We start from the raw sequence: 25794 nt of genomic DNA on the forward strand, positions 1-25794 counted from the left end.
CACTCATGAGCAAGCTCCCGTTCCTGTCCCGCGCGTTCTTCGCCCGGGCCACCGACCCGGTGGCCAGGGCCGCGCTCAAGGTCGGTCTGACGCCGGACATCGTCACCGTGATCGGCACCGTCGGCTCGATGGCCGGCGCGCTGACGCTGTTTCCGATGGGCAAGCTGTTCATCGGTGGGTGCGTGATCTGGTTCTTCACGCTCTTCGACATGGCCGACGGGTCGATGGCACGCCAGCGCGGCGGCGGCACCAGATTCGGCGCGGTGCTGGACGCAACCTGTGACCGCATCAGCGACGGCGCGGTGTTCTGCGGACTGGCGTGGTGGATCGCCTTTCACATGCACGACAAACTGCTGACCGCGGCGACGCTGATCTGCCTGGTCACCTCCCAGGTGATCTCTTACATCAAGGCCCGGGCCGAAGCCAGCGGGCTGCGTGGTGACGGCGGTTTCATCGAACGCCCGGAGCGGCTGATCATCGTGCTGAGCGGGGCTGGGATCTCGATGGCCTGGCCGCCGGCGCTCCCGATCGGCATGTGGCTGCTGGCTGTGCTGAGCGTCATCACCTGCGGGCAGCGGTTGTATGCGGTACGCACCTCGCCCGGGGCCGTCGACCGTATTCCCATCCCGGGAAATAACGAGATCCCAGGAAAGAACGAGATCCCAGGAAAGAACGAGCAGTGATACCGCCATCCGTAGGTCTGAAACTGCCCGGCCGGCCCCGTGACCTGTTGACCGGCAAGGCCACCGACTGGGCGTACGCCACCGGTTGGCGTGCCGTGCGGGTGCTGCCGGAGTTCGCGGCGCGCAACGCATTTGAGGCCGGTGCCCGCTACGCCGCACGCAACGGCGGGCCCGAACAGCTGCGCAAGAACCTGGCCCGGGTCATCGGGGTGACGCCGGCCCGGGTACCGGACTCACTGATGCGCGCCTCGCTCGCGTCCTATGCCCGGTACTGGCGAGAAGCCTTCCGGTTGCCGACCATGGATCTGCACGAGCTGACCCGCCAGCTCGACAGCGGAACCCACGGCCAGGACAACCTCAACGCGGGGTTGGCGGCCGGCCGCGGGGTGGTGCTGGCGCTGCCGCACAGCGGCAACTGGGACATGAACGGTGTGTGGCTCGCGCACACATATAGCACCTTCGCCACCGTCGCCGAGCGCCTCAAACCGGAATCGCTGTACCAACGCTTCATCGACTACCGCGAGACCCTCGGCTTCGAGGTCATTCCGCACTCCGGCGGTGACCGACCCCCGTTCGAGGTGCTGTGCGACCGGCTGCGGGACAACCAGATCGTGGCCCTGATGGCCGAGCGCGACCTCACCCGGACCGGCGTCGAAGTCGATTTCTTCGGCGAACCCACCCGGATGCCCGCCGGGCCGGCCAAGCTGGCGATCGCGACGGGCGCGGCTTTGCTGCCCTCGCACTGCTGGTTTTCCGGCGACGGCTGGGAATGCAACATGCAGACGCCGCTGGACTGCAGCAGCGGCGACGTCGGCGCCATCACGCAGGCCCTCGCCGATGAGTTCGCGCGCAATATCGCTGCCCATCCCGCAGACTGGCACATGCTGCAACCGCAGTGGCTGGCGGATCTGTCGGACGACCGGCAGGCCTGGTTGAAGGACGGCTGATGCGGATCGGGATGGTCTGCCCCTACTCGTTCGACGTGCCCGGCGGGGTGCAGTCGCACGTGTTGCAGCTGGCCGAGGTGATGATCGAGCGCGGACACCAGGTCAGCGTGCTGGCGCCGATGTCCCCGGAGACCCCACTGCCCGACTACGTCGTCTCCGCCGGCAAGGCCGTTCCGATCCCCTACAACGGATCGGTGGCCCGGCTGCGGTTCGGCCCGGTCACCTACCGCAAAGTGAAAAAGTGGCTCGCTGAAGGCGATTTCGACGTGCTGCACCTGCATGAGCCGGGTGCACCCAGCCTGTCGCTGCTGGCCCTGGACATCGCCGAAGGCCCCATCGTGGCGACGTTCCACACCTCGACCACGAAGTCGATGGCGATGTCGGTCCTGGGCGGCATGCTGCGGCCCAGGTTCGAGAAGATCGTCGGCCGGATCGCGGTGTCCGACCTGGCGCGACGCTGGCAGATGGAGTCGGTGGGCTCCGATGCCGTGGAGATTCCCAACGGCGTCGACGTCGGCTCCTTCGCCACGGCGCCACTGCTGGACGGATATCCGCGGCCGGGCAGGACGGTGCTGTTCCTGGGGCGCTACGACGAGCCACGCAAGGGCATGGCGACGCTGCTGGCCGCCATGCCCGCCGTGGTGCAGCGCTTTCCCGACGTGCAGCTGCTCATCGTGGGCCGCGGCGACGAGCACGAATTGCGTTCTCAGGCAACAAATTTCGGCGACCACCTGGTGTTTCTCGGGCAGGTTGACGACGCGGGCAAGGCGTCGGCGATGCGCAGCGCCGACGTGTACTGCGCACCCAACACCGGCGGCGAGAGCTTCGGCATCGTTCTGGTGGAGGCCATGGCCGCCGGCACCGCCGTGGTGGCCAGCGACCTGGACGCGTTCCGGCGGGTCCTGCAGGACGGCGAGCTCGGCAGGCTGGTCCCCATCGAAGACGGCTTCGAAGACGGAGAAGCGCTGGCCGAAGCGCTGATCGCGGTGCTCGAAGACGACGCGCTGCGGCATCGGTATGTCGCTGCCGGCAGTGAGGCGGTGCACCGCTACGACTGGTCGGTGGTGGCCAGCCAGATCATGCGGGTCTACGAGACGGTGGCCGGGTCGGGCGTCAAGGTGCAGGTGGCCAGCTGATGGTGTGGCTGATCGTCGTCGGCGTCCTGCTGCTCGTGTTGCTGGTGGTGTTCGGCGCCTGGGGCTATCAGCGGGCCAACCGGCTGGACCGGCTCAACGTCCGATACGACCTGTCCTGGCAGGCGTTGGACAGCGCCCTGGCGCGGCGTGCGGTGGTGGCGCGGGCGGTCGCCATCGATGCCTATGGCGGCTCGCCGGAGGGGGAGCGGCTGGCGGCGCTGGCCGACGCCGCCGAGCGTGCGCCGCGTGGCATGCGCGAGACCGCCGAGAACGAACTGTCGGCTGCGCTGGCGCTGGTGGACCCGGCGTCGGTGCCGGCGGCCCTGGTGGCCGAGTTGGCCGATGCCGAGGCACGGGTATTGCTGGCCCGCCGATTCCATAACGACGCGGTGCGCGACACCCTGGTGCTTGCCGAGCGGCGCATGGTGCGGCTGTTCCATCTCGGCGGAAGGGCGCCGCTGCCAACCTATTTCGAGATCGCCGAGCGGCCGCACGCGCAGCGTCACACCGGCGATAAGCTCAACCACCGCACCTCGGCGCGGGTGGTCCTGCTCGACGAGGACGGCGCGGTGCTGTTGCTGTGCGGGTCGGATCCCGCCATCGCCCATGCCCCGCGGTGGTGGTTCACCGTTGGTGGCGAGGTCAGGCCCGGGGAGCGGCTGGCCGAAGCGGCGGCCCGGGAGTTGGCCGAGGAAACCGGCCTGCAGGTGGCGCCCGCCGAGCTGGTCGGACCCGTCTGGCGGCGTGACGAGGTCTTCGAGTTCAACGGCTCGATGATCGACAGCGAGGAGTTCTACCTCGTGCACCGCACGCGGCGGTTCGAGCCGGCACTGGACGGGCGCACGGAGCTGGAACGCAGCTACATTCACGGCGCTCGGTGGTGCGGGCCGGCCGACATCGCCGAACTGGCCGCCGCCGGCGAAATCGTCTACCCGCGGCAACTCGGCGAGCTGCTGCCCGCGGCCGGCGAGCTGGTGGACTGCGCCCCGCGCGATGCCGTTGTGCCGCAGTCGATCAGCTGAGTCAAATCTTCCCGGGCATACCAACTGTCGGCGGTTCGGGGATCGCCGGCGGTTCTGGGATCGCCGGTGGCGCGGGAATCGCCGGCGGGGCCGCGGGTGGGGGTGGCGGTGTGGGAATGGCGTACGGACCGCCGGCGCAAATCGGGTCGGCGGGCATGGTGGCGCAGGTGGGATCAGACGGCGATGTCGGGGCGCTGGGCGCGGCATAGGGCCCGCCCTGGCACTGGGGTTCGAAGGGCATCGAGATGCACCGCGGGTCGTCCGGGCCGGACGGAACACCCGAATCGGGATCGTCCTGACGAGCGAGCGTCGCCCAGGCCGGTACCGGCACACTCGCGCCCAGCCCGATGAGCGCGGTTACCGCCAGTGTTTTCACCCACGTCATCCGTCTCTCCTTCACCGGTACGCCGTTACGGTAACCGCCGTGGGAAACCCAATCCCGCCAGCGCGTCGTGAACCCCCTGCGCCGCGCCCTGCTGCAACTGCGCGGCGAGCACCGCCGGATCGATCTGCGGGAACAGCCCGGCCGGCGCCGGCACATCCTGGTAGGCGGTGCGGTCGTAGCCCAGCTCGACGAGCACCCGCAGGTCGGGCTGGATCAGGTCGGCCAGCGGGTTCCCCACGAACGGCACCCCGCGCAGCGGATTGAGCAACGGCAGGTCGTGCGTCGGAATCAGCATGTAGGTGGTCAAGCTGTCCGGCGACACCGGCTGGACGATGCCCGACGCGAACTGGGCGGCGGACAGCGCGTACGACGGGTGGATGTAGGCGAAGCCGGCCAGCGCATTGGCCGTCGCCAGCAGGTTCAGCGGGTATCGCGGGAAATCGGCGGCGCCGTCGTACTGGATCGCGTAATCGACGGTGGGATAGAGGTTCGCGGGCGTGGCGCCGTTGAAGGTGAACCCCATGAACGGGATGGACAGTCCGGTGAAACGGGACAGCAGGCCGCCGTCGGGCCGGTTCGGGTTGGCAACCAGGACGAAAGACAATTCGTCGGTCCCCGGACGCAACGCGGGCGGCAACGACTGCAGATAGCGCATCTCCAGCGTCGCCACCGTGGAGCTCTGGGACAGCCCGAAGACGATCGTGTCCTTGCCCGCCGCGTGCAGGTTCATGATCGCGGTGTTCAGGCGCTGCATCCCCTCGGCGATCGAGACATCGAAGGGCAGGCTGGTGGGGCCGGTGAGCGGGAACAGCTTGGACGGCGTCACCAGAAATTGCGCGTCATAGGACGGGTGGGTCGGGGTGATGAAGCTGTTCGCGAACGTCTGAAAGCCTGACCAGGGCATCGGGTTGGGTCCGGTGCCGCCCATGAGCAGGGCCGTCGTCGTCGGACTGCCGCCGCCGACCGGGTTCATGTCGATGAGTCTGACGCCGACGTTTCCATCGCCGGGAAGTCCGTAGCCGACCTGCCGGTTGCCGGTATTGATCAGCCCGACGTTCCAGTTGCCCCTGTTCTGGAAGCCGATGTTGCCGTCGCCCCGGTTGTCGACGCCGATGTTGCCGTTGCCGGCGTTGCCGAACCCGATGTTGTTGACGCCTTTGTTCCCGGAGCCCAGGTTGAAGGTGCCCCTGGACCAGTCGATGCTCAGTCCGGGCAGGCCGGTGGCCGCGTAGGCGCCGGCCAGTTGCTCTGCCACTGCCGACGCCTCGGCGTGATAGCCCGCCATGACGGCGACGTCCTGGGCCCACATCTGCTCGTAGACGGCCTCGGCGGCCGCGATCGCCGGCGTGTTCTGCCCGAACAGATTCCCCGCCACCAGCCAGACCAGCCCCGACCGGTTGGCGGCGACCATCGTCGGGTGCACGACCGTCGCCTGCGCGGCCTCGAACGCCGCGGCTGCCGCTCGCGCCTGCGCGGCTGTCCGGCCGGCCTGGGTCGCCGCCGTCGTCAACCACGTCATGTACGGGCCCGCGGCCCGCGTCATCGCCAGCATCGCCGGGCCCTGCCAGGTGTCGGCCAGTCCCGAGGTGACCGACGCGAACGAACGCGCCGCGGCGTCCAGTTCGGCGGCCAGTCCGTCCCAGGACGCTGCCGCGGATAGCCAGGGCTGCAGCCCCGCGCCGGCGAAGAGGCGCGCCGAGGTCAGTTCCGGCGGCAGAACGGCGAAATTCATCGCGAGGCTCCCCAACTCGCTGGCCAACAACGCGGAGCTTAGGGCACCGCAGGCCTCAACTGCGGGTAAATGCGGTTGTCGGTCCCCTTTAGACTGGTGGTCACTTCCCGAAATTCAAGGAGCGTAGTGAACAGCCAGCAGAACGGCGCCCAGCCGGCTTGGAGCCAAACCGGAGCCGAAACCGGAACCGCTCGCGTCAAGCGCGGCATGGCCGAAATGCTCAAGGGCGGCGTCATCATGGACGTCGTCACCCCTGAGCAGGCCCGCATCGCCGAAGGCGCGGGTGCCGTCGCGGTGATGGCGCTGGAACGGGTGCCCGCCGATATCCGCGCCCAGGGCGGGGTGTCGCGGATGAGCGACCCCGACATGATCGAGGGCATCATCGACGCCGTCACCATCCCGGTGATGGCCAAGGCCCGCATCGGGCACTTCGTCGAGGCGCAGATCCTGCAGAGCCTCGGGGTGGACTACATCGACGAGTCCGAGGTGCTCACACCCGCCGACTACACCCACCACATCGACAAGTGGAAATTCACGGTGCCGTTCGTGTGCGGGGCCACCAACCTCGGCGAGGCGCTGCGGCGCATCGCCGAGGGCGCGGCGATGATCCGCTCCAAGGGTGAGGCGGGCACCGGCGACGTCTCCAACGCCACCACGCACATGCGCGCGATCGGTGGCGAGATCCGCCGGCTCATGTCGTTGTCCGAAGACGAATTGTTCGTTGCCGCAAAGGAATTGCAGGCGCCCTACGATCTGGTCGTGGAGGTGGCCCGGGCCGGCAAGCTGCCGGTGACGTTGTTCACCGCCGGCGGTATCGCCACCCCGGCCGACGCCGCGATGATGATGCAGCTCGGCGCCGAAGGCGTGTTCGTCGGGTCGGGGATCTTCAAGGCCGGCGACCCGGTGCAGCGCGCCGCGGCGATCGTCAAGGCCACCACGTTCTACGACGACCCCGACGTGCTGGCCAAGGTGTCCCGCGGGCTGGGGGAGGCAATGGTCGGCATCAACGTGGAGGAGATCGCCGAGCCGCATCGCCTGGCACAACGCGGCTGGTGACGGTCGGCTGGTGACAGGCGGCTGGTAAAAACAGTCCGTGGCGATCGAAGAGATCCTCGATCTCGAACAACTCGAGGTCAACATCTACCGCGGTAGCGTGTTCAGCCCCGAATCGGGGTTCCTGCAGCGCACCTTCGGTGGGCACGTGGCCGGGCAGTCGCTGGTGTCGGCGGTGCGTACCGTCGACCCGCGCTACCAGGTGCATTCGCTGCACGGCTATTTCCTGCGGCCCGGGGATGCCAAGGAGCGCACGGTGTTCATCGTGGAGCGCACCAGGGACGGCGGATCGTTCGCGACCAGGCGGGTCAACGCGATCCAGCACGGCGAGATCATCTTCAGCATGGGGGCGTCGTTCCAGACCGACCAGGAAGGCATCAACCACCAGGACGCCATGCCCGCGGCGCCGCCGCCGGACGGGCTGCCCGGCCTGTCCTCGGTGAAGGTCTTCGACGACGCGGGATTCAAGCAGTTCGAGGAGTGGGACGTCTGCATCGTGCCGCGCGACCGCCTGAAACTGTTGCCCGGCAAGGCCTCTCAGCAGCAGGTGTGGTTCCGTCACCGCGATCCGCTGCCCGATGACCCGGTTCTGCACATCTGCGCGCTGGCCTATATGAGCGACCTGACCCTGCTCGGGTCGGCGCAGGTCACCCACATGGCCGAGCGTGAGCATCTGCAGGTGTCGTCGCTGGACCACGCGATGTGGTTCATGCGGGCCTTCCGGGCCGACGAATGGCTGCTTTACGACCAGTCGTCACCCTCGGCCGGCGGAGGGCGATCGCTGTGCCAGGGCAAGATCTTCAATCAGAGCGGTGAGATGGTGGCCGCGGTGATGCAGGAGGGGCTGACCCGGTTCAAGCGCGGATACCAGCCGACCACCCCGTGAGTGCGCCGCTGATCGGCGTGCTGGCGTTGCAGGGCGATACCCGCGAGCACCTGGCCGCGCTGCAGGAGGCCGGCGCCGAGGCGATCACGGTGCGTCGCCGCGCCGAACTGGACGCGGTGGACGGGCTGGTGCTACCCGGTGGCGAGTCCACCGCGATGAGTCACCTGCTGCGTGACTTCGATCTGCTGGAACCGCTGCGGGCCCGGCTGGCCGACGGGCTGCCCGCCTATGGGGCGTGTGCCGGCATGATTCTGCTGTCCAGCGAGATCCTGGACGCGGGCGCGGAAGGCCGGGAGGCGCTGCCGCTGGGCGGGATCGATATGACGGTGCGGCGCAACGCGTTCGGACGGCAGGTCGATTCGTTCGAGGGTGACATCCCGTTCGAGGGTCTGGACGGGACGGTGCGTGCGGTGTTCATCCGGGCGCCGTGGGTCGAGCGGGTCGGCGCCGGTGTGCAGGTGCTGGCGCGGGCCGCAGGCCATGTCGTCGCGGTGCGCCAGGGTCTCGTGTTGGCGACGGCGTTTCATCCGGAGGTGACGGGCGACCGGCGGGTGCACCAGATGTTCGTGGACATGGTCACCGGCACGGCCTGAGTCTCGGGTCGCGGGGCCGCCGCCATCCGAACGTGGGACCGGTGGACGGAATCCTTGGTCGATAGAACCCGCCTGGGGCCCACGCTGGACGGGTCGCCTGGCGGCGACCAGGTCAGCCGGCACGGCATGATGTGCCCATGGCAGACATCAAACGTGGCGGGCTGCGCCGTGCGGCTAAGCTGGCCGGCCTGCCAGCCGGGGTGGCCGGGCGCGCCGCGTTGGGCGTCGGTAAGCGGATGACCGGCAAGTCCAAGGACGAGGTGAACGCCGAGCTTCTGGAGAAGGCCGCCGACGAAATGTTCAAGGTGCTCGGGGAGCTCAAGGGCGGGGCCATGAAGGTCGGCCAGGCGCTGTCGGTGATGGAGGCCGCGATACCGCCGCAATTCGCCGAGCCCTTCCGCGAGACGCTGGTCAAGCTGCAGAGCGAGGCCCCGCCACTGCCTGCGCCCAAGGTGCACCGGGTGCTCGATGCCCAGCTGGGCATCAAGTGGCGGGACCGATTCCAGTCCTTCGACGACACCGCTGTCGCCTCGGCGAGCATCGGCCAGGTGCACAAAGGCGTATGGCACGACGGTCGTGAGGTCGCCGTCAAGATCCAGTACCCCGGTGCCGACGAGGCCCTGCGCGCAGACCTCAAACTGATCCAACGTTTCAGCTGGGTCGCTAAGCAGGTGGTGCCGGGCGCCGACGTGGATCGACTGGTCGCGGAGATCAACGACACGCTGGAAGCGGAGTTGGACTACCGCCAGGAGGCGCAGAATCAGCGCGCCTTCGCCAAGGGCTTCGCCGGTGACCCCAAGTTCGCGGTGCCCGCGGTGATCGCTAGCGCGCCGAGAGTGATGGTTTCGGAGTGGCTGGACGGTCGGCGGGTGTCCGCGGTCATCGCCGACGGGACCAGGGAAGAGCGGGATTCCGTCGCCGGGCTGCTCATCGAGTTCACCTTCAGCTCACCGGCGCGGGTCGGGCTGGTGCACGCCGATCCGCACCCGGGCAACTTCATGCTGCTGCCTGATGGGCGCCTGGGCGTCATAGACTTCGGCGCCGTCGCCGAGCACCCCGGTGGCCTCCCGGCCGGCTTCGGCGAGCTGCTGTGCCGGGCGCGTGACGAACAGTGGGACGAAGCCATCCGGTTGCTCAAGGAGCTCGGCTTTATGTCGGCCAACTACGACCTGACGGCCGAGCAGTTGGTGGAATACCTGCAGCCGCTGTGGCCCTACATCGACCCGCTGCGGTCCGGCGAGTTCCACTTCACCCGCAAGTGGTTCCGGAAGTCGGCGATCGTCACCACCGATCCGCTGGCCGACGGTTTCGGCGACCGGTTCAAGATGGCCCGGCAGATGACCATCCCGCCCGGGTACGTCATGTTGTTGCGCACCCTCGGCGGTCTGTTGGGGGTTGCGGTGCAACTCGACGCCACGACGGCCTACGCCGACCTGATCGAGCGGTGGGTGCCGGGATTCTTCCCGCCTCGCGGGGCCCCGCCACAGTCCACGTAGACTCGCTAGGCGAACTTTTCCAGCGAAAGAGGTACGAGGCACCGATGAGCGGCCATTCCAAGTGGGCAACCACCAAGCACCAGAAGGCCGTCAAAGACGCGCGCCGTGGCAAGGAGTTCGCCCGGCTGATCAAGAACATCGAGGTCGCCGCCCGTACCGGCGGCGGTGACCCATCGGGCAACCCGACGTTGTACGACGCCATTCAGAAGGCCAAGAAGACCTCGGTGCCCAACGACAACATCGAGCGCGCCCGCAAGCGCGGCGCCGGTGAGGAAGCCGGCGGCGCCGACTACCAGACGATCATGTACGAGGGCTACGGGCCCAACGGCGTCGCGGTTCTCGTCGAGTGCCTGACCGACAACCGCAACCGCGCCGCCAGCGAGGTCCGGGTGGCCATGACCCGCAACGGCGGCACCATGGCGGACCCGGGCTCGGTCGCCTACCTGTTCACCCGCAAAGGCATGGTCACCCTGGAGAAGAACGGCCTCACCGAGGACGACGTGTTGACCGCCGTGCTGGACGCCGGAGCCGAGGACGTCAATGATCTCGGTGACAGTTTCGAGGTCGTCTCCGAGCCGACCGATCTGGTCGCCGTCCGAACCGCACTGCAGGACGCCGGCATCGATTACGAGTCGGCGGAGGCGAGCTTCCAGCCCTCCGTGAGTGTGCCGGTCGACGTCGAGGGCGCCCGCAAGGTGTTCAAACTGGTCGATGCGCTGGAGGACAGCGACGACGTGCAGAACGTCTGGACCAACGTCGACCTGTCCGACGAGGTGCTGGCCGCGCTCGACGAGGACTGAGCCCTGGCGCGTCGCCGCCCGTCGCGAAAGTTGGCCCCCGCCGGGGTTTTTGGGTGCTTGTGCACTGTGCCCTGTGCGCTCTGCCAGGTCTGTGCAGTTTGACTTTGCGGCCGCTGCCTGGCCGTCGTGATCATCTTCACCGGGGATTCACGCTTATGTGACCGGGTGGATGAGAGGCAGTTCCGATGTCCTTTGTTATCGCGAGTCCGGATTTGCTGACTTCGGCTGCGGCCAATCTGTCCGGCATCGGTTCGGCGGTCGGCGCCGCCAACGCGGCGGCGCTGGCACCGACGGTGGAACTGCTCGCCGCCGGCGCCGACGAGGTGTCGGAGGCGATCACGGCGCTGTTCGGCACGCACGCCCAGCAGTATCAGCTGGCCAGCGCGCAGGCAGCGCAATTCCACGAGGGTTTTGTGCAGAGCCTGACGTCGGCCGGCGGGGCATACGCCTTCGCGGAGGCGGTCAACGCGAACCCGCTGCAAGCGGTCGAGGAGCAGGTGCTGGGTGCGATCAACGCGCCCACGCGGCTGCTGTTCGGGCGCGCGCTGATCGGTGACGGCGCCAACGGTGCGCCGGGAACCGGTCAGGCGGGCGCACCCGGTGGTTTTCTCTACGGCAATGGGGGCGCCGGTGGGTCCGGGGCGGTCGGCCAGAGCGGCGGCGCGGGTGGCGCCGGCGGCTTGATCGGTCACGGCGGTGTCGGCGGGGCCGGCGGCGCCGCGGCCACGCCCAACGGGCTGGCCGGTGCCGGCGGTAACGGCGGCAACGGTGGATTGCTGTGGGGCAACGGCGGCGTCGGCGGCGCCGGTGGGCAAGCCGGTGCTCTGGGCGTGGCCGGCAACGGTGGTGGAGGCGGACACTCCTACCTGATCGGCGCTCCCGGTACCGGCGGGGCCGGCGGCAACGCGCCCGGCGGAACGGCGGGGGCCGGCGGTGGCGGCGGTACGGCCGGGGTGTTCGGACCCGGAGCTGTGGGCGGCACCGGCGGGGACGGGCGGTTCGGTGGCACCGGCGGCGTCGGCGGCGAAGGTGGGGCATTCGGCAACGGCGGCGCCGGCGGGACGGGTGGCGCCGGTGTGGGCGGCGCGGGTGGCGCGGGCGGGGCCGGGGGTACTGCCGGCTGGTTCGGTGACGGCGGCGCGGGCGGTGCCGGGCAGGCCGGCGGCGCCGGAGGACTCGGTGGCAACGCCCGGGTGCTGGGTATGGGCGGCGCCGGCGGACTCGGCGGGGACGGGAGTGCCGCGGGGACCATTCACGGAGGCACCGGCGGCAACGGCGGCCTCGGCGGCCTGCTGTACGGCAACGGCGGCACCGGTGGCCTCGGCGGTAACGGAGCCGTCGGCAGTAGCGGACCGGCGGGCTTGTCCGGCACGGTCGGCGGAAACGGCGGCGCCGGTGGCGCCGGCGGCCGGGGAGGCGCGTTTATCGGCACCGGCGGGACAGGCGGCCTCGGTGGTCATGGCGGCGACGGCGGAGCGGGCGGTACCGGCGCCAGTCCGTTGACCGCGGGTGCGAACGGCCAGTCCGGCGGCAACGGTGGCAACGGTGGCAGCGGCGGGATCGGCGGTGCCGGCGGCGCCGGCGGCTGGCTGAACAGCCTGGTGACACCGACCGGCGGTGAAGGCGCCGGCGGCGCGGGCGGCGCCGGCGGCAACGGCGGGAGCCCGGGCGACGGCGGTAGCGGCGCCAACGGTGTCAACGGCGGGGCCGGCGGTAGGGGCGGCGACGGCGGCAACCCGGGCGTCGGTGGGACGGGCGGTCTCGGCGGGACCAGCGCGAAGGGTGGCGCCGGCGCCGCCGGTGCGGCCGGCAACAGCCCCACCAGCGGCGGCCACGGCGGCCACGGCGGCAACGGGTCGGACGCAATCGGCACCAGCCAGGGCGGCGGGAACGGTGGCGCCGGCGGCAATGGCGGCACGTACGGTAACGGCGGTGCCGGCGGAGATGGCGGCAAAGGCATGTCCGGCAGCCCCGCCTTCTCCGCCACGAATCCCGGCAACGGCGGCGACGGGGGAGCGGGCGGCGCCGGCGGCGCCGGGGGCAACGGGGGAGCCAAGGCCGGCAACGGCGGCGCCGGCGGTGCCGGCGGCCTGGGCGGCCGGGGAGCCGACGGCGGCAACGGCTTCAACGGCTTCGACGGCTTCAGCGCCGGCGCAAACGGCGGCAACGGCGCCAGCGGCGGCAACGGCGGCCACGGCGGAGCGGGCGGCGCCGGCGGCGTCGGCGGCAGCGCGCCGGCAGGCACGGCCGGGGCACACGGCGTCGGCGGTGTGGGCGGAGACGGCGGCAACGGCGGGACTCCGGGCAGCGGCGGCAACGGCCGCGACGGCACCATCAGCGTCAACGGCGGAGTCGGCGGCAAGGGCGGCAACGGCGGCAACCCGGGCGCCGGCGGCGGCGCCGGGGCCGGCGGCAGCAGCGGCGGCAGCAGCTTCGCCGCCAGCGGCAAGGCCGGCAGCGCGCCCGGCAGCGGCGGTAACGGCGGCAACGGCGGTAGAGGCGCCGACGCGCCGGCCGCCGGCCTCAACGGCGCCGCGGGCGGTGCGGGTGGCGACGGCGGATCGGTCGGCAACGGCGGCAACGGAGGTACCGGCGGTACCGGCGGCGCCGGCAGTGGCGGCGGCTCGGTCGGCGGCGCCGGCCAGAACGGCGGCAACGGAGGTACCGGCGGCAGCGGCGGGGCCGGGGGCGCCGGCGGCAAGGGCGGCAGCGTCGCAGGTAAGGGCGGTAGCGGCGGAACCGGCGGTCTCGGCGGTGACGGCGGAAACGCCACCAGCGGCACCAACGGAGTCTCCAACGCGGCGAACTCGAATGGCGCGGCCGGTGGTGACGGCGGTGACGGTGGCGTCGGCGGGCAGGGCGGACAGGGCGGCAAGGGCGGCGTCGCGGGAACCGGCGCGGGCGGCAGCGGCACCGCGGGCAACGGCGGCGCCGGCGGCAAAGGTGGCAACGGCGGTAACGCCGGAAACGGCGGGGACGGAGCCAAAGGCACCTTCAGCGGCGGTGACGGCACCGGCGGCGCGGGCGGGAACGGCGGTGACCGGGGGGCCGGCGGCGAGGGTGGCGCCGGTGGCGCCGGCGGCGGTGCGGGCGCGGGCCCGGGCGCCAAGGGCGGTGCCGGCAACTCCGGAACCAGCGGCGGCAACGGCGGCAAGGGTGGCGCCGGCGCCGACAGCGTCACCGCCACCGGAACAGGCGGCACCGGCGGCGCGGGCGGCCACGCGGGCATCGCCGGCAACGGCGGCGACGGCGGCACTGGCGGGGCGGGTGGCACGGGCACCAACGGCTCGACCGCCTCGATCGGCGGCACCGGCGGAACGGGCGGCAAGGGCGGTGTCGGCGGCAACGGCGGTCTGGTCAGCGGCGATGGCGGCAACGGCGGTACCGGTGGTGCCGGGGGTAAGGGCGGCGGCGGCGGAAAAGGGACCACCGGCGGCAACGGCGGCAGCCAGGGGCCGGGCGGCGGCGACGGCGGCAACGCGCAGACCGGCGGCACCGGGGGGCAAGGCGGGCAGGGTGGCAGCGGCGGTGAGGGCGGTGCCGGCGGCAAGGGCAGCGTCATCGGCGGCGGCAAGGACGGCGCCACCGGTAAGGGCGGCGCCGGTGGCCAGGGCGGCACCGGTGGCACCGGTGGTACCGGCGGCAACGGCGGCAACGGCGGCGACTCGACCTCCGGCCGGCCCCAGGCGGGTCAGGGCGGCCGCGGTGGCGATGGCGGCCTGGGCGGTGCCGCCGGAGCCGGCGGCATCGGCGGCGGCACGGGCGTCAACCAGGGCGCCACCGGCGGCGTCGGCGTTCAGGGCACCGGCGGCCAGGGCGGCAACGGCGGCAACGGCGGCAGCGGCAACGTGGGCGGGGTCGTCCACCCCGCCGGCGGGCAGGGTGGCACCGGCGGTAACGGCGGCACCGGAGCCAACGGCGGCAACGCCGGCAACGGTGGCCGCGGCGGCGACGGTGGGGTCGGCAACAACGCCGACGGCGCCCGTGGCGGCACCGGCGGAGTGGGCGGCACCGGCCTGCAGGGCTTCGGCGGCCGAGGCGGCAACGGCGGCGACAGCGGCAACGGCGCCGACGCGTCCGTCCTCTTCGACGCCGGTGACGGCGGCATCGGCGGCAACGCCGGGGGCGGCGGCAAAGGCAGTTCGTTCGGCCTCGGCGGCGCGGGTGGCACCGGCGGCCGGGGCGGCAACGGCGGCAACGGCATCGCTCCGCCCTTCGGCAGCGGCTCCGGCGGTAAAGGCGGCGGCGGCGGCGCCGGCGGCTTCGGCGGCGACGGAGAAATCCCCGGGTTTGCGGTTCCCGGCGGCCTACCGAACGGAACCTCGGGCGGTCAGGGCGGCGCCGGCGCTCAGGGCGGCGGCTGATTCAGTCGTACCCGCGCCGCATGTCCTCGACGATCCGTGGATTGTCCAGCGTCGACGGCTCGACCGGTCGCGGCCGCACATCATCGGAGAACACCGTCGCGGCGTCCAGCACCCGCTGGTCGAGGTAACGCAACGGCGGGACCTCGCGGGGCAGAGCCGCCACCGGCGCGGCCTCGCCGCGCCAGGCCAGCACGAAACCCCAGTCGCCGAATGTGGGCACGTACACGTGATATGGCGTCACGGCGAAATCGGCGGAATGAATGGTGGAGACGGTGCGCCAGAAGGCCGTTCGCGTCGAGAACGGGCTACCCGCCTGCACCACCACCAGGCCGCCCGGGTTCAGTACCCCCGCAACCAGCGCATAGAACTCGGTCGAATACAGCCGGCCCAGCACGGGAGTGTCGGGATCGGGCAGGTCGACGATCACCGCATCGAAGCGGTCCGACCGCGCGCCCCGCAGCCAGCTCAACGCGTCATCGATCACCACCCGCACCCGAGGGTTGTCCAGTGACCCGCCGTTGGCGTCGCGCATGGTGGTGCGTGCCAGCTCGATGACCGCCGGATCCAGCTCGACCTGCACAATGCGCTGCAACCCGGGCTGGCGCAGCAGTTCGCGCGCTGCCAGCCCGTCACCGCCGCCGAGCACCAACACCGAACGGGCGCCGCCCCCGAGCGCCGGGTAGACCAGGCTTTCGGTGTAGCGGTATTCGTCCCGGGTGGAGAACTGCAGATCGCCGTCGAGGTACAGGCGCATGTCGTTGTCGCGGCGGGTGACCACGATGTCCTGGTACGCCGAATGCCGGTGGGCGATGATCGGGTCGGCGTAGAGCTGCTGGCGGGTGGAGACCTCGATGTCCTGGGCGCGCACCAGCAGCGTCACCAATAAGGCCAGCGCCGCCGCCAGCGCCGTCAGCGCCGCCGCCAGCTGCCGCCCCGAAACGACCCGGCGCAGCAGGAACACCGCGACGATCGCCGCGGCCAGCAGGTTGATGATGCCGGTGGCCGCCGCCCCGCGGATCATTCCCAGGTGCGGGAGCAGCAGGAACGGCCAGGCCAGCCCACCCACCAGTGCGCCCAGGTAGTCAGCCGCGTTCAGGTTGGCCAGCGTGCGCCCGGTGTCGGTGGGCAAATCGGATTGGCCCGGCTCCCGCCCTCGCTGCAGCAGCGTCATCAACAGGGGTACCTCGGCGCCCACCAGACACCCGATCAGCGCCGTGCTCACCGCCAGCACCAGCGTCGACCCGTCGACGAACGCGAAGGCGACATACAGGGCTGCAGCTGACAGACCGCCGACAATGCCGAGCAGCACCTCCACCGCGATGAAGGTGATCGCCGCGCGCGCCAGCAGCGGCTTGATCAGCAGCGCACCAAGTCCGAGGGCGGCGATGTATCCCGCGACGATCAGGGACGTCGCCACGATGCCGCCGCCGTTGAGGCTGGTCGACAGCGTCAGCATGGCCAGTTCGTAGACGATCCCGCAGGCCGCACACGCCGCGACCGCGGCCAGCAGGACGGCTCGCCACCGCCCCAGCGATGGCGAAACGGGTTCGGCCGCAGCGGTTGTCGTCATAGCAACGCGGCCGCGTTGACCCCTCCCACCGCCAGCAGCATCGCCGCTGTGGCGAACGCCGCCGGATGCAGTGTGGGTTCCTCGACATGCTCGTGGAAGTTGCCCGGCACCGCGATTCGCAAGATGACCAGAGCGAGTCCCTGCAGGATGACGCCGATTCCGCCGTAGATCGCCACACCGAGCAGGCCCTCGCCGAGCTGGTTGGAGCTGGTGTTGATTGCCGCGATGATGACGGTGCCCAGCGCCGCGTACATCGCGGTGGCCAGGATGGCGGCGTTGGGCCGGCGCTCGATGAACACCAGCTGACGCAGGTTTCCGGGGGTCAGGACGTCGACCATCAGGAACCCGGCGATCAGCACCGCGATACCGACCGCAAAGTAGAGGACCGTAGCGACGGCCCCGCGCAGGATCGGATCGAGGCTGACGCTGCCGAACTCCACCGCGCTGTAGTACATGACAGTCCTCCTTTGCGAGTGCCTACTTGACGCCGCCCGGGCCGCCGGGTCTGCCGCCCGAGCCACCGGATGGGGATCCGGGGGTGAACCCGGGGCCGAGGAAGACATAGGAGCCGTGGCTGTACCCCGCGCCCAGGTCTTCGACCCGGATGCTGCAGGGCCGGGTGCCGTCCGGTCCGACGATCACGACGTAGTCGCTGTACCGCAGATATTCGTTGCCGCCGTTGGACGCCCGCGCCGCAGGCGATTTGTAGTGGGCCAGGGTGTCGGCCACCTGGTTCGGCGGCCCGGAGCACGCGTACCGGTTGGCGTTCGCGTCGTGGGCATACTCCTGGAAGTGCCCGGCGATGTAGGAGCCGACATCCCGGCTCAGCAGCACGATTCCGGTGACCAGCGAGATGGTGGCGGCCAGCGCCAGCCCGCTGGCAACCAGCAGCAGGCGGTTGCGGGTCAAGGATGCCACCGGCTTGCCGTGTAGACCACCGTCCCGCCCGTGCCGGTGGGGTAGAGGTGCCAGGTCTGCCACCGCCAGCCGTCACCGTCGGGAACGGCGGTCAGCGCGGTCAGCGCGGCGTCGTCCCCAGGGAACAAGCCCCCCAGCCAGCCGGGTTCGCGGGCGCACCGGTCGCGCAAGTCCCCGGCCAGGGCGCGGAAGCTGGTTTCACCGTGCGTCTCGCTTTGCGATTCAAGGTGATAGCCGGGAGCGTCCTCGTGCGCAGGCAGACCGTCGCCGGCCGCGCACGAGACCTGCTCGGAGAACCGGTCGGTGCCGTGCTCGACGGTGACGACGTGCGACGCGCCCAGGACGCCCAGCACCAGCGCACCACCGCGGGGATGTTCCAGTCGGTAGCTGGCCAGCGTGGGCGGTGCCGTCTTGTTGAGTGCCAACGCCAGCCGGGCCCCGGACACGTCGGCCGGAGCTACCGCGAGGTGGTGAAGCGGCACCTCAGTCAGCCCGCGGGTGCGGGGTAGACGGTGATCTCGCCGGTGAGGACGGTCTTGCCGGTGGATATCTCCCAGGGCATGTCCGGCGCCCACCGTTCGAAGGAGAGCAGCGAGTTCTTGTCGGCGCTGGCGTAGTCGACGTAGTCCATCTCGCCGCCCGCCGGCAGGCCGGTGGTGCCTTCGGTGGTGTATCCGGCGTGGCCGCGCTCCACTTCGTGCATGGCGATGCCGTCGACGGTGTGCTGGCCGCCGGGCTGCAGGTCGAGATCGGTGCGCTTGAACCACATGGCCAGCTCGAGTCGGCCGTCGTCCTCCTCGACGCTGAACCAGACCGGCTCGCTGCTTGTTTCGGGACCACCCTCGAGCAGGTGTTCCCACCACACGAACGGGCCTTCGCGGTAGGTGACCGAACCGCGGACCACGTAGTCGGTGCCGCCGTGGCTGACGATGGCGCCGGGGCCGAGCTGGCGGGGCCCGAATTCCTGCGGGGTGCTGAACGCGAGCGGGTCCTGCCTCGGTTTGGGAGTCTTGGGCGTCGTCGGTGCCCTCTTGAGTGCGTAGACGAGAACGAGAAGCGACGCGATGAACAGCGCCACCGCGATCACGATGAGTTGTGCTCCCACGCCGACCCTTCCGTAGTGCGCATAACGTAACTCACCGCCGCGTGTCCTTCACCGGTGATGTCGCACGCAGCGGCTAGGCTATCGAACAGCTGTTCGGACCTATGGCTGACGACTCGGCCCTGACGACTCGGCCCTGACAAGTGGGGAGCTGCGGTGCGGGTGATGGGCGTCGACCCCGGCTTGACGAGGTGCGGGTTGTCGCTGGTGGAAAGCGGGCGCGGGCGGCAGATCACCGCCCTGGACGTCGACGTGGTGCGCACTCCGTCCGGCGATCCGCTCCACCGCCGGTTGCTGGCGATCAGCGACGCCGTCGATCACTGGCTGGACACCCATCACCCGGACGTGCTCGCTATCGAGCGGGTGTTCTCCCAGCTCAACGTCAGCACGGTGATGGGTACGGCGCAGGCCGGCGGCGTGATCGCGCTGGCCGCCGCCAAGCGCGACATCGACGTGCACTTCCATACGCCGAGTGAGGTCAAAGCGGCGGTCACGGGCAATGGAAACGCGGATAAGGCGCAGGTCACCGCCATGGTCACCAGAATCCTGGCGCTGCAGGCCAAGCCCACCCCGGCCGACGCCGCCGATGCGTTGGCGCTGGCCATCTGCCACTGCTGGCGGGCGCCGATGCTGGCCCGGATGGCCGCCGCCGAGGCTCAGGCGGCGCAGCAGCGCAGCAAGTACCTGGCCAAGGTGAAGGCCGTCCGATGATCGCCTCGGTGCGCGGTGAGGTGCTGGAGGTGGCGCTGGACCACGCGGTGATCGAGGCCGCTGGGGTCGGCTATCGGGTGAATGCGACGCCGTCGACGCTGGCCACCCTGCGGTCGGGCAGCGAGGCGCGGCTGATCACCGCGATGATCGTGCGCGAAGACTCCATGACGCTGTACGGGTTCTGCGATGCCGAGACCCGCGACCTTTTCCAGACGCTGTTGTCGGTTTCGGGTGTCGGGCCGCGGTTGGCGATGGCGACGCTGGCCGTGCACGACGCGACGGCGCTGCGCCAGGCGCTGGCCGACGGCGACGTCACCGCACTCACCCGGGTGCCTGGCATCGGCAAGCGCAGTGCCGAACGGATGGTGCTGGAATTGCGCGACAAGGTGGGCCTGGTCGCCGGGTCCGGCGCAGCACCGGCGCTGAACGGTCACGCCGTGCGCGGGCCGGTGGTGGAGGCGCTGGTCGGGTTGGGTTTTGCGGTCAAGCAGGCAGAGGAGGCCACCGACAAGGTGCTGGCGGCCGACCGGGACGCTTCCACGTCGACGGCGTTGCGGGCCGCGTTGTCGCTGCTGGGTAAGGCCAAATGAGCGATCCCGAGGACTTCGACGAGCGCGACGTCTCGCCGGCCCTGGCTGTGGGTGAGGGCGACATCGACGGCAGCCTGCGGCCGCGCTCGCTGGGGGAGTTCATCGGTCAGCCACGGGTGCGCGAGCAGCTGCAACTGGTCATCGAAGGGGCCAAGAACCGCGGCGGCACCCCGGATCACATCCTGTTGTCCGGGCCGCCCGGACTGGGCAAGACGTCGTTGGCGATGATCATCGCCGCCGAACTCGGGACCTCGCTGCGGGTGACCTCGGGGCCGGCCTTGGAACGCGCCGGCGACCTGGCCGCCATGCTGTCCAATCTGGTGGAACACGACGTGCTGTTCATCGACGAGATCCACCGCATCGCGCGGCCCGCCGAGGAGATGTTGTACCTGGCGATGGAGGATTTCCGGGTCGACGTGGTGGTCGGCAAGGGCCCCGGCGCGACGTCGATTCCGCTGGAGGTCGCGCCGTTCACGCTCGTCGGGGCGACCACCCGGTCCGGCGCCCTGACGGGCCCCCTGCGCGACCGGTTCGGCTTCACCGCGCACATGGACTTCTACGAGCCCGCTGAGCTGGAGCGGGTGCTGGCCCGCTCGGCCGGCATCCTGGGGATCGAGTTGGGCGCCGAAGCGGGGGCGGAGATCGCGCGCCGCTCGCGGGGCACCCCGCGGATCGCCAACCGGTTGCTGCGCCGCGTGCGTGACTTCGCCGAGGTGCGGGCCGACGGCATCATCACCCGGGACGTCGCCAAATCCGCCCTGGAGGTCTACGACGTCGACGAACTGGGACTGGACCGGCTGGACCGGGCCGTGCTGTCCGCGCTGACCCGCAGTTTCGGCGGCGGTCCGGTGGGCGTCTCGACGCTGGCGGTGGCGGTGGGCGAAGAGGCTGCGACGGTCGAGGAGGTGTGCGAGCCTTTCCTGGTGCGCGCCGGTATGGTCGCGCGCACGCCGCGAGGCCGGGTGGCCACGGCGCTGGCCTGGACGCACCTGGGCATGACGCCGCCCGCCGGGGTCTCGCAGCCCGGGCTGTTCGACTAGGAGGAATCTCAATGAAGTTGTCAAGCCGCCGCAGTGTTAGGCGCGGTGGGTTGATAGGGCCGATGGTCGCGCAGCATGGCCCAGAGGACGTTGAGGCGTCGGCGGGCCAAGGCGAGGACGGCTTGGGTATGGGTTTTGCCTTCGGATCTTTTGCGGTCGTAGTAGTTGCGCGAGGGTGTATCGGTGCGGATGGCGATCTGGGCGGACAGATAGCAGGCGCGCAGCAGGCGACGGTCGTAGCGGCGGGGGCGTTTGCGGTTGCCGCTGATGCGCCCGGAATCGCGCGGTACTGGTGCCAGCCCGGACACGCCGGCCAGGCGGTCGACGGAGTCGAAGGCGCTCAATTCGCCTCCGGTGGCGGCGAGGAATTCGGCGCCGAGCACGACGCCGAAGCCGGGCATGCTCACGATGATCTCGGCGTGGCGGTGGCGGCGAGATCGGTCCTCGATCATCGTCTCAGTCGCGCCAATCTCGGTGTCGAGGGCCATCACCTCCTTGGCCAGCCGGGCGATCATGGTGGCGGCGAGGTTTTGACCAGGCACGATGCTGTGCTGGGCGTTGGCGGCCTCGATGGCTTTGGCTGCGACGGCAGAGGCGTTGCGCGCCTTGCGTTTAGCAAGCCAGGCCGTCAGCCGGGCAGGGCCTGCGCGGCGCAGCCCGTCGGGGGTCTGGTAGCCGGTCAGCAGGATCAGTGCGGCCTTGCTGGTGCTGTAGTCAAAGGCGCGCTCCAAAGCGGGGAAGTATTCCAGCAGCTGGGCTCGCAGCCGGTTGATCGCCCGGGTTCGATCGGCGACCAGATCGGTGCGCCGGCTGGAAAGGATGCGCAGCTCGACGGCGATGTCATCGCCGGGCCGCAGCGGCTGCAGATCACGGCGCATCCGGGCTTGGTCGGCGATGACGGCGGCGTCTTTGGCGTCGGTTTTGCCGTCGCCGCGATAGCCGGCCGAGGCGTGGTAGACGGTGCGGCCGGGAATGTAGAGCAACCGCTGCTCGGAGGCGATGAGCAAGGTAATCAGCAACGCGGCGCCGCCGGCGTTGAGGTCGATCGCCCACGTAATGTCACCGCCGTCGGCCAGCGCCGTCACGGCTCCAATCAGATCCAGCAGCGCCGTTTCGTCGTTAACGACGCGTTGCGACAGCAGCTGAATCCCTTCGACGTTTATGACCACGCAATGGTGGTCGGATTTACCGGCGTCAACACCGGCCCAGACTTGTTGTCTCACAGCCACCTCCGTGATCGTTGTCATCGCTACCAACCCAGCAGACGACCACGCCGACGTGTCCTTACACAGCGATCAAATCGCATCTCTCAATTAGCGGTCGAGTCGTTGCGGGACGACGGGCGGCCAATCCTCCTCGGCCATCAAATACAGCAACCACATGCAAGCCATACCCGACGTCCCTGGGCAATTCGAAGCCTAGAGCTAAGGGCAACGACCACCCTTCAAGAAAGGTAAGGACGCACATGCTCACCGCCGCTCTGATTTTCGCCGCGCTGGCCGCGGTCCTGCACGTCTACATCTTCACGATGGAGTCGTTGACGTGGACCTCCAAGCGCACCCGGGCGACCTTCGGCACCACGGCCGAGGAGGCCGAGACGACCAAGCTGCTGGCGTTCAACCAGGGGTTCTACAACCTGTTCCTCGCGATCGTGTCCGGAATCGGCATCGCCGCGATGTTCACCGGGCACCATGATGTCGGGGCGGCGCTGGTCTTCGCCGGCGTCGGGTCGATGGCGGCGGCCGCGGTGGTGCTGCTGATCTCGGCGCGGGATAAGGCGCGTGCGGCCGTGACGCAGGGTCTGTTTCCGGTGATTGCGATCGTGCTGCTGCTGATTCGTTTACTGGCGTAACACCAGAAACATCAGTCACGGCGGAGCTTGGCACAACCTCGTGCGAATCGCGATATCGCCGGTGATATCACCCGCTTCGGCGCACCCGAACCGAAGACAGCTGCTTTAACGCCTCGGGGTCCGGGTACCCACCCCGGTACCTATCGAGGGAGATGTCATGAAAACCATCGAGGACCGCCCCACCCGGGGACGAATCCCGCGCTCGCGTGGCGCCGTGATCGGACTACTACTGGTGATTTTGGGCGTCTGGGGAGCGCTGATCCCCTTCATCGGCCCGAACTTCGAGTTTGCTTACACCCCCGGCCGGGCCTGGACCGCCGCGCGCGGTTGGCTGGAGGTACTGCCTGGTGTGGCCACTGCGGTCGGCGGCCTGTTGCTCATCGTTTCGCGTAATCGCGGTAGCGCCATGCTCGGCGGTTGGCTGGCGGCGCTGGGCGGGGCCTGGTTCGTGGTCGGCCGGACGTTCGCGCCTTTGTCGGGCATCGGCTCGGTCGGTGACCCGGTGGGGGCCACCGATCGCAAGCGCGTCGCGGTGGAACTCGCGTACTTCTCGGGACTGGGCGTCCTGATCGCGTTCCTGGCCGGGGCGGCGCTGGCCCGCATGGCGTTCCGGCTGGCGCGGGACGTGCGCCCCGTCGAGCCCGTCGCGCAGCCGGTCGAGCACGCGCCGGCCGAGCCGCAATACAGCGGGCTGGTCGAGCCCGAACGCGAGGTGTCGACCGACGCGTTGACCACGCCGCGGGACCGGTTCGCGGCGCCGGCCGACGAGACGGAACACCGGCGGGGCGGGCTGTTCCGGCGGCATCGGGCGCCGGTGTCGCACCCCTGAAGCTCGCCCTCGCTGCTAGTCGGCGACGATGATGCCGTCCCGACAGATGGTCGGGCGCGCTTCCAGGGGTGGGTGTTTCGCCACTCCGGGGTTTAAGTAGCCCGTGTACCAGGGTTTCCCGGAACCGGCGTCTCAAGGTTGGTGCGCCAGAAGCTGTCGCCGCCCTTGCCCCCGCTTCCAGGACTGACTCCGCCGCGCCCACCGGAGTTGTTAATACCCGCACCCGCAGCTGCGGCGGTCGCCGTCGAAAGATCCCCAAGCAGTGCAAACGCGCGTAAAAGCATATTGTGCAAGCTGTTTGGAAAGTCGCTCGTCGCCCCTTCGTGGTGTCAGCCGGTCGCCTTTGATCGACGCGCGAACAATGTGTTGAGCTCTTTTTAGAATCACTTTTCAATTTATCCTGCCGATCACTGGATATGCTCCCGTCTCGCAGCAACCTCCTTCCTGCCGCGGACGGGAGCGCGTGGAAGCGACCGGCGACGCAGCGTCGTGCCTACGCGGACGGATCCGGAGTCGTCGTCGCCGGCGCCGTGATCTTGTCGGCATTGCCGGTTATTTGGAGCGATGTCGGGTACCCGCCGGCCATGAAAAATGCAGAGCTTGAACACCCAGGCGGGCTGCAGATGCCCCGTTCCCGCGGCGCTGTCAGCGGATTACTGCTGGTCCTTGCCGGTGCGTGGGGGGCGCTGGTCCCATTCTTGGGGCCGCGCTTCAACTTCGCCTACACCCCTGCCCAGGAGTGGGCATGGACCACCGCCCGCGGTTGGTTCGAAGTGCTTCCCGGCGCGGCGGCGGTTCTTGGCGGACTATCTCTGATCGCTTCCCGGAACCGCGTCACCGCGACGCTCGGCGGCTTGCTGGCGGTGTTGGCCGGCGCTTGGTTCGTCATAGGTCCGCGCGTGGCGCCGCTGCTACACCTCGGCGCGGTCGGTGATCCCGCCGGTGCCACCGAACGCAAGCGTGCCGCGCTCGAACTTTCCTACTTCACCGGCTTGGGCGTGCTGATCGTCCTGATCGGCGGATTTGCGATGGCCCGCACCTTTGCCCGCTTGGCGCGCGACATTCCGGCGCCGGTCGCGCACTCTGCAGCTGTCCAGCCAGTGCCCGCCGAGGCCCGCCTTGCGCCAGACAACGCGGCCGTGACCGCACCGGCCTCAGAAGCGGTGACCAAGCCGCGCGGCGACCAGGTTGCGCCGGAAAATGACCCGCGGCGCTGGCGGGATGTCCGTCGTCCGCGGGAGCGCGTCGGAGCCGGACGCAGCAACGCATATCTGAGGTGGCCCCACCCGCAGGGTTGAGTTCCCACGAGCGGGCCGGCCACCGGCGACAACCGTGGCCGGTCCGCCCGCTCAGTGGTTGCCGCGGGTGTCGATAACCCGCTGGGCAATTTCGACCAGCGTGGTGTTGCTCTCTTGGGACAGCCGTCGCAGCATGTCGAACGCGCGCACGTCGTCGACCCCGAAACGCTCCATGATGATGCCCTTGGCCTGGCCGATGCGGTCCCGGCTGGCCACCGCGGACTGCAGGTTCTCGCTCTGGTGACTAGCCATTAGCGCGGCGGCCGCATGAGCGGCTAGCACCATGCCGATCGTCTGCCGCTCGGTGTCCCATGTAGTTGGTTCGTATCCGAATAAGTTCAGCGCGCCGGCGGTGCGCTCGTGGGTGTAGAGGCGGAAGGACAGAGCGCTGAGCACCCCCAGTTTGCAGACGGCAGCGGAGTAGGCGGGCCATCGCGTCTCACGCCGAAAGTCGTCGGTGCGTACCAGCACGTCGTCCAACGCCGCTTCGATACACGGCCCTTCCTTGAGGGTGTGCTGGAGCTGGTCCAGTTCGTGGGGCAGCTCGTCGGTGGCGCCGAGGGATTCGAACTGGCCACCCTTCTTGATCAGGAGAATTCCGGCGGTGTCGACGCCTTCGATCAACTCCACCGCGGCCGCGGAGATTTCCGTGAAAATGTCCTCAGCCTTCCGAGGGGCGGCGACCAGACGAGACAGCTCGGCCATCCGCACGGCAAGATCGTGATTTGACGGGGGGGACATAGGACTAAGACTGCCCCCTGTACCGGCCGTCAAACGAAGAAGAGTC

General features: G+C 69.9%; 25 protein-coding genes. 16 read left to right on the plus strand and 9 right to left on the minus strand.

Annotated features, from left to right (window positions below):
- Positions 1-5: 5 nt before the first annotated feature.
- From pgsA to C0J29_RS12035, 4 genes are read left to right on the plus strand one after another with little or no spacing between them, the layout of a single operon-like run.
- Entirely contained in the window at positions 6-683 is a 678-nt protein-coding gene (gene pgsA, locus C0J29_RS12020) for a phosphatidylinositol phosphate synthase (protein WP_120792458.1), read from the plus strand.
- Positions 680-1630: a phosphatidylinositol mannoside acyltransferase gene (locus tag C0J29_RS12025; protein WP_120792459.1), complete on the plus strand. Its 951-nt coding sequence runs from the start codon at positions 680-682 to the stop codon at positions 1628-1630. Before pgsA ends, C0J29_RS12025 begins: the two co-directional genes overlap by 4 nt.
- A complete protein-coding gene (locus C0J29_RS12030; RefSeq protein ID WP_120792460.1) occupies positions 1630-2766 on the plus strand; it encodes a glycosyltransferase family 4 protein in 1137 nt (378 codons plus the stop codon). The genes C0J29_RS12025 and C0J29_RS12030 overlap by 1 nt, the downstream gene beginning before the upstream one ends.
- Entirely contained in the window at positions 2766-3788 is a 1023-nt protein-coding gene (locus C0J29_RS12035; RefSeq protein WP_065042837.1) for an NUDIX hydrolase, read from the plus strand. Before C0J29_RS12030 ends, C0J29_RS12035 begins: the two co-directional genes overlap by 1 nt.
- A 1-nt stretch (position 3789) precedes the next feature.
- Here C0J29_RS12035 and C0J29_RS12040 read toward each other — a convergent pair whose 3' ends face one another.
- A complete protein-coding gene (locus tag C0J29_RS12040) occupies positions 3790-4173 on the minus strand; it encodes a hypothetical protein (protein WP_082977756.1) in 384 nt (127 codons plus the stop codon).
- Positions 4174-4198: 25 nt separating this feature from the next.
- Positions 4199-5905 (minus strand): PE-PPE domain-containing protein, encoded by a 1707-nt coding sequence (locus C0J29_RS12045; RefSeq protein ID WP_120792461.1) that lies wholly within the window; start codon positions 5903-5905, stop codon positions 4199-4201.
- A 126-nt stretch (positions 5906-6031) separates the two neighbouring features.
- Between C0J29_RS12045 and pdxS the strand changes: the two genes are divergently transcribed.
- The 6 genes from pdxS (at position 6032) to C0J29_RS12075 (ending at position 15097) form a co-directional block, all read left to right on the plus strand.
- Positions 6032-6961, plus strand: a complete 930-nt coding sequence (gene pdxS, locus C0J29_RS12050; protein WP_065042835.1) for a pyridoxal 5'-phosphate synthase lyase subunit PdxS — start codon at positions 6032-6034, stop codon at positions 6959-6961.
- 37 nt (positions 6962-6998) lie between these two features.
- Positions 6999-7844: an acyl-CoA thioesterase II gene (tesB, locus tag C0J29_RS12055; protein WP_065042834.1), complete on the plus strand. Its 846-nt coding sequence runs from the start codon at positions 6999-7001 to the stop codon at positions 7842-7844.
- Positions 7841-8437 carry a pyridoxal 5'-phosphate synthase glutaminase subunit PdxT gene (gene pdxT, locus C0J29_RS12060; protein ID WP_120792462.1) on the plus strand — a complete coding sequence of 199 codons (597 nt, stop codon included), beginning with the start codon at positions 7841-7843 and terminating at the stop codon, positions 8435-8437. The genes tesB and pdxT overlap by 4 nt, the downstream gene beginning before the upstream one ends.
- 137 nt (positions 8438-8574) lie before the next feature.
- Positions 8575-9933, plus strand: coding sequence for an ABC1 kinase family protein (locus C0J29_RS12065; protein ID WP_065042832.1), 1359 nt, complete (start codon positions 8575-8577; stop codon positions 9931-9933).
- Between the two features lie 44 nt (positions 9934-9977).
- The gene (locus tag C0J29_RS12070) at positions 9978-10733 is read left to right on the plus strand and encodes a YebC/PmpR family DNA-binding transcriptional regulator (RefSeq protein WP_065042831.1); all 756 of its coding nucleotides are present in this window, start codon (positions 9978-9980) and stop codon (positions 10731-10733) included.
- Between the two features lie 185 nt (positions 10734-10918).
- Positions 10919-15097: a PE family protein gene (locus tag C0J29_RS12075; RefSeq protein WP_120792463.1), complete on the plus strand. Its 4179-nt coding sequence runs from the start codon at positions 10919-10921 to the stop codon at positions 15095-15097.
- Position 15098: 1 nt separating this feature from the next.
- Here C0J29_RS12075 and C0J29_RS12080 read toward each other — a convergent pair whose 3' ends face one another.
- From C0J29_RS12080 to C0J29_RS12100, 5 genes are read right to left on the minus strand one after another with little or no spacing between them, the layout of a single operon-like run.
- Positions 15099-16667 (minus strand): polyamine aminopropyltransferase, encoded by a 1569-nt coding sequence (locus tag C0J29_RS12080; protein ID WP_120792464.1) that lies wholly within the window; start codon positions 16665-16667, stop codon positions 15099-15101.
- Entirely contained in the window at positions 16664-17122 is a 459-nt protein-coding gene (locus C0J29_RS12085; RefSeq protein ID WP_055578324.1) for a DUF350 domain-containing protein, read from the minus strand. The genes C0J29_RS12080 and C0J29_RS12085 overlap by 4 nt, the downstream gene beginning before the upstream one ends.
- A gap of 22 nt (positions 17123-17144) precedes the next feature.
- The gene (locus tag C0J29_RS12090) at positions 17145-17576 is read right to left on the minus strand and encodes a DUF4247 domain-containing protein (protein WP_120794692.1); all 432 of its coding nucleotides are present in this window, start codon (positions 17574-17576) and stop codon (positions 17145-17147) included.
- Complete coding sequence (locus tag C0J29_RS12095; RefSeq protein WP_120792465.1) at positions 17573-18067, minus strand: DUF2617 family protein; 495 nt, start codon at positions 18065-18067, stop codon at positions 17573-17575. Before C0J29_RS12095 ends, C0J29_RS12090 begins: the two co-directional genes overlap by 4 nt.
- 5 nt (positions 18068-18072) lie before the next feature.
- Positions 18073-18690, minus strand: a complete 618-nt coding sequence (locus tag C0J29_RS12100) for a DUF4178 domain-containing protein (protein WP_120792466.1) — start codon at positions 18688-18690, stop codon at positions 18073-18075.
- Positions 18691-18843: 153 nt separating this feature from the next.
- Between C0J29_RS12100 and ruvC the strand changes: the two genes are divergently transcribed.
- From ruvC to ruvB, 3 genes are read left to right on the plus strand one after another with little or no spacing between them, the layout of a single operon-like run.
- The gene (ruvC, locus tag C0J29_RS12105; RefSeq protein ID WP_120792467.1) at positions 18844-19398 is read left to right on the plus strand and encodes a crossover junction endodeoxyribonuclease RuvC; all 555 of its coding nucleotides are present in this window, start codon (positions 18844-18846) and stop codon (positions 19396-19398) included.
- Entirely contained in the window at positions 19395-19988 is a 594-nt protein-coding gene (gene ruvA, locus C0J29_RS12110) for a Holliday junction branch migration protein RuvA (RefSeq protein WP_120792468.1), read from the plus strand. Before ruvC ends, ruvA begins: the two co-directional genes overlap by 4 nt.
- Positions 19985-21028: a Holliday junction branch migration DNA helicase RuvB gene (ruvB, locus tag C0J29_RS12115; protein WP_120792469.1), complete on the plus strand. Its 1044-nt coding sequence runs from the start codon at positions 19985-19987 to the stop codon at positions 21026-21028. Before ruvA ends, ruvB begins: the two co-directional genes overlap by 4 nt.
- A 20-nt stretch (positions 21029-21048) precedes the next feature.
- Here the strand turns inward: ruvB and C0J29_RS12120 are convergent, their stop codons facing one another.
- Positions 21049-22251 carry an IS110 family RNA-guided transposase gene (locus tag C0J29_RS12120; RefSeq protein WP_208659350.1) on the minus strand — a complete coding sequence of 401 codons (1203 nt, stop codon included), beginning with the start codon at positions 22249-22251 and terminating at the stop codon, positions 21049-21051.
- Between the two features lie 242 nt (positions 22252-22493).
- Between C0J29_RS12120 and C0J29_RS12125 the strand changes: the two genes are divergently transcribed.
- The 3 genes from C0J29_RS12125 (at position 22494) to C0J29_RS12135 (ending at position 25007) form a co-directional block, all read left to right on the plus strand.
- On the plus strand, positions 22494-22880 hold the full coding sequence (locus C0J29_RS12125) for a DUF1304 domain-containing protein (protein WP_120792471.1): 387 nt from the start codon (positions 22494-22496) through the stop codon (positions 22878-22880).
- A 157-nt stretch (positions 22881-23037) separates the two neighbouring features.
- Complete coding sequence (locus C0J29_RS12130) at positions 23038-23709, plus strand: hypothetical protein (protein WP_120792472.1); 672 nt, start codon at positions 23038-23040, stop codon at positions 23707-23709.
- 584 nt (positions 23710-24293) lie between these two features.
- Positions 24294-25007: a hypothetical protein gene (locus tag C0J29_RS12135; protein WP_120794693.1), complete on the plus strand. Its 714-nt coding sequence runs from the start codon at positions 24294-24296 to the stop codon at positions 25005-25007.
- Between the two features lie 51 nt (positions 25008-25058).
- On the opposite strand, the gene C0J29_RS12140 is transcribed toward C0J29_RS12135, so the two are convergent.
- Positions 25059-25748, minus strand: coding sequence for an ANTAR domain-containing protein (locus C0J29_RS12140; protein ID WP_120792473.1), 690 nt, complete (start codon positions 25746-25748; stop codon positions 25059-25061).
- Positions 25749-25794 lie beyond the last annotated feature (46 nt).

Origin of the sequence: Mycobacterium paragordonae (assembly GCF_003614435.1) — a bacterium.
GTDB lineage: Bacteria > Actinomycetota > Actinomycetes > Mycobacteriales > Mycobacteriaceae > Mycobacterium > Mycobacterium paragordonae.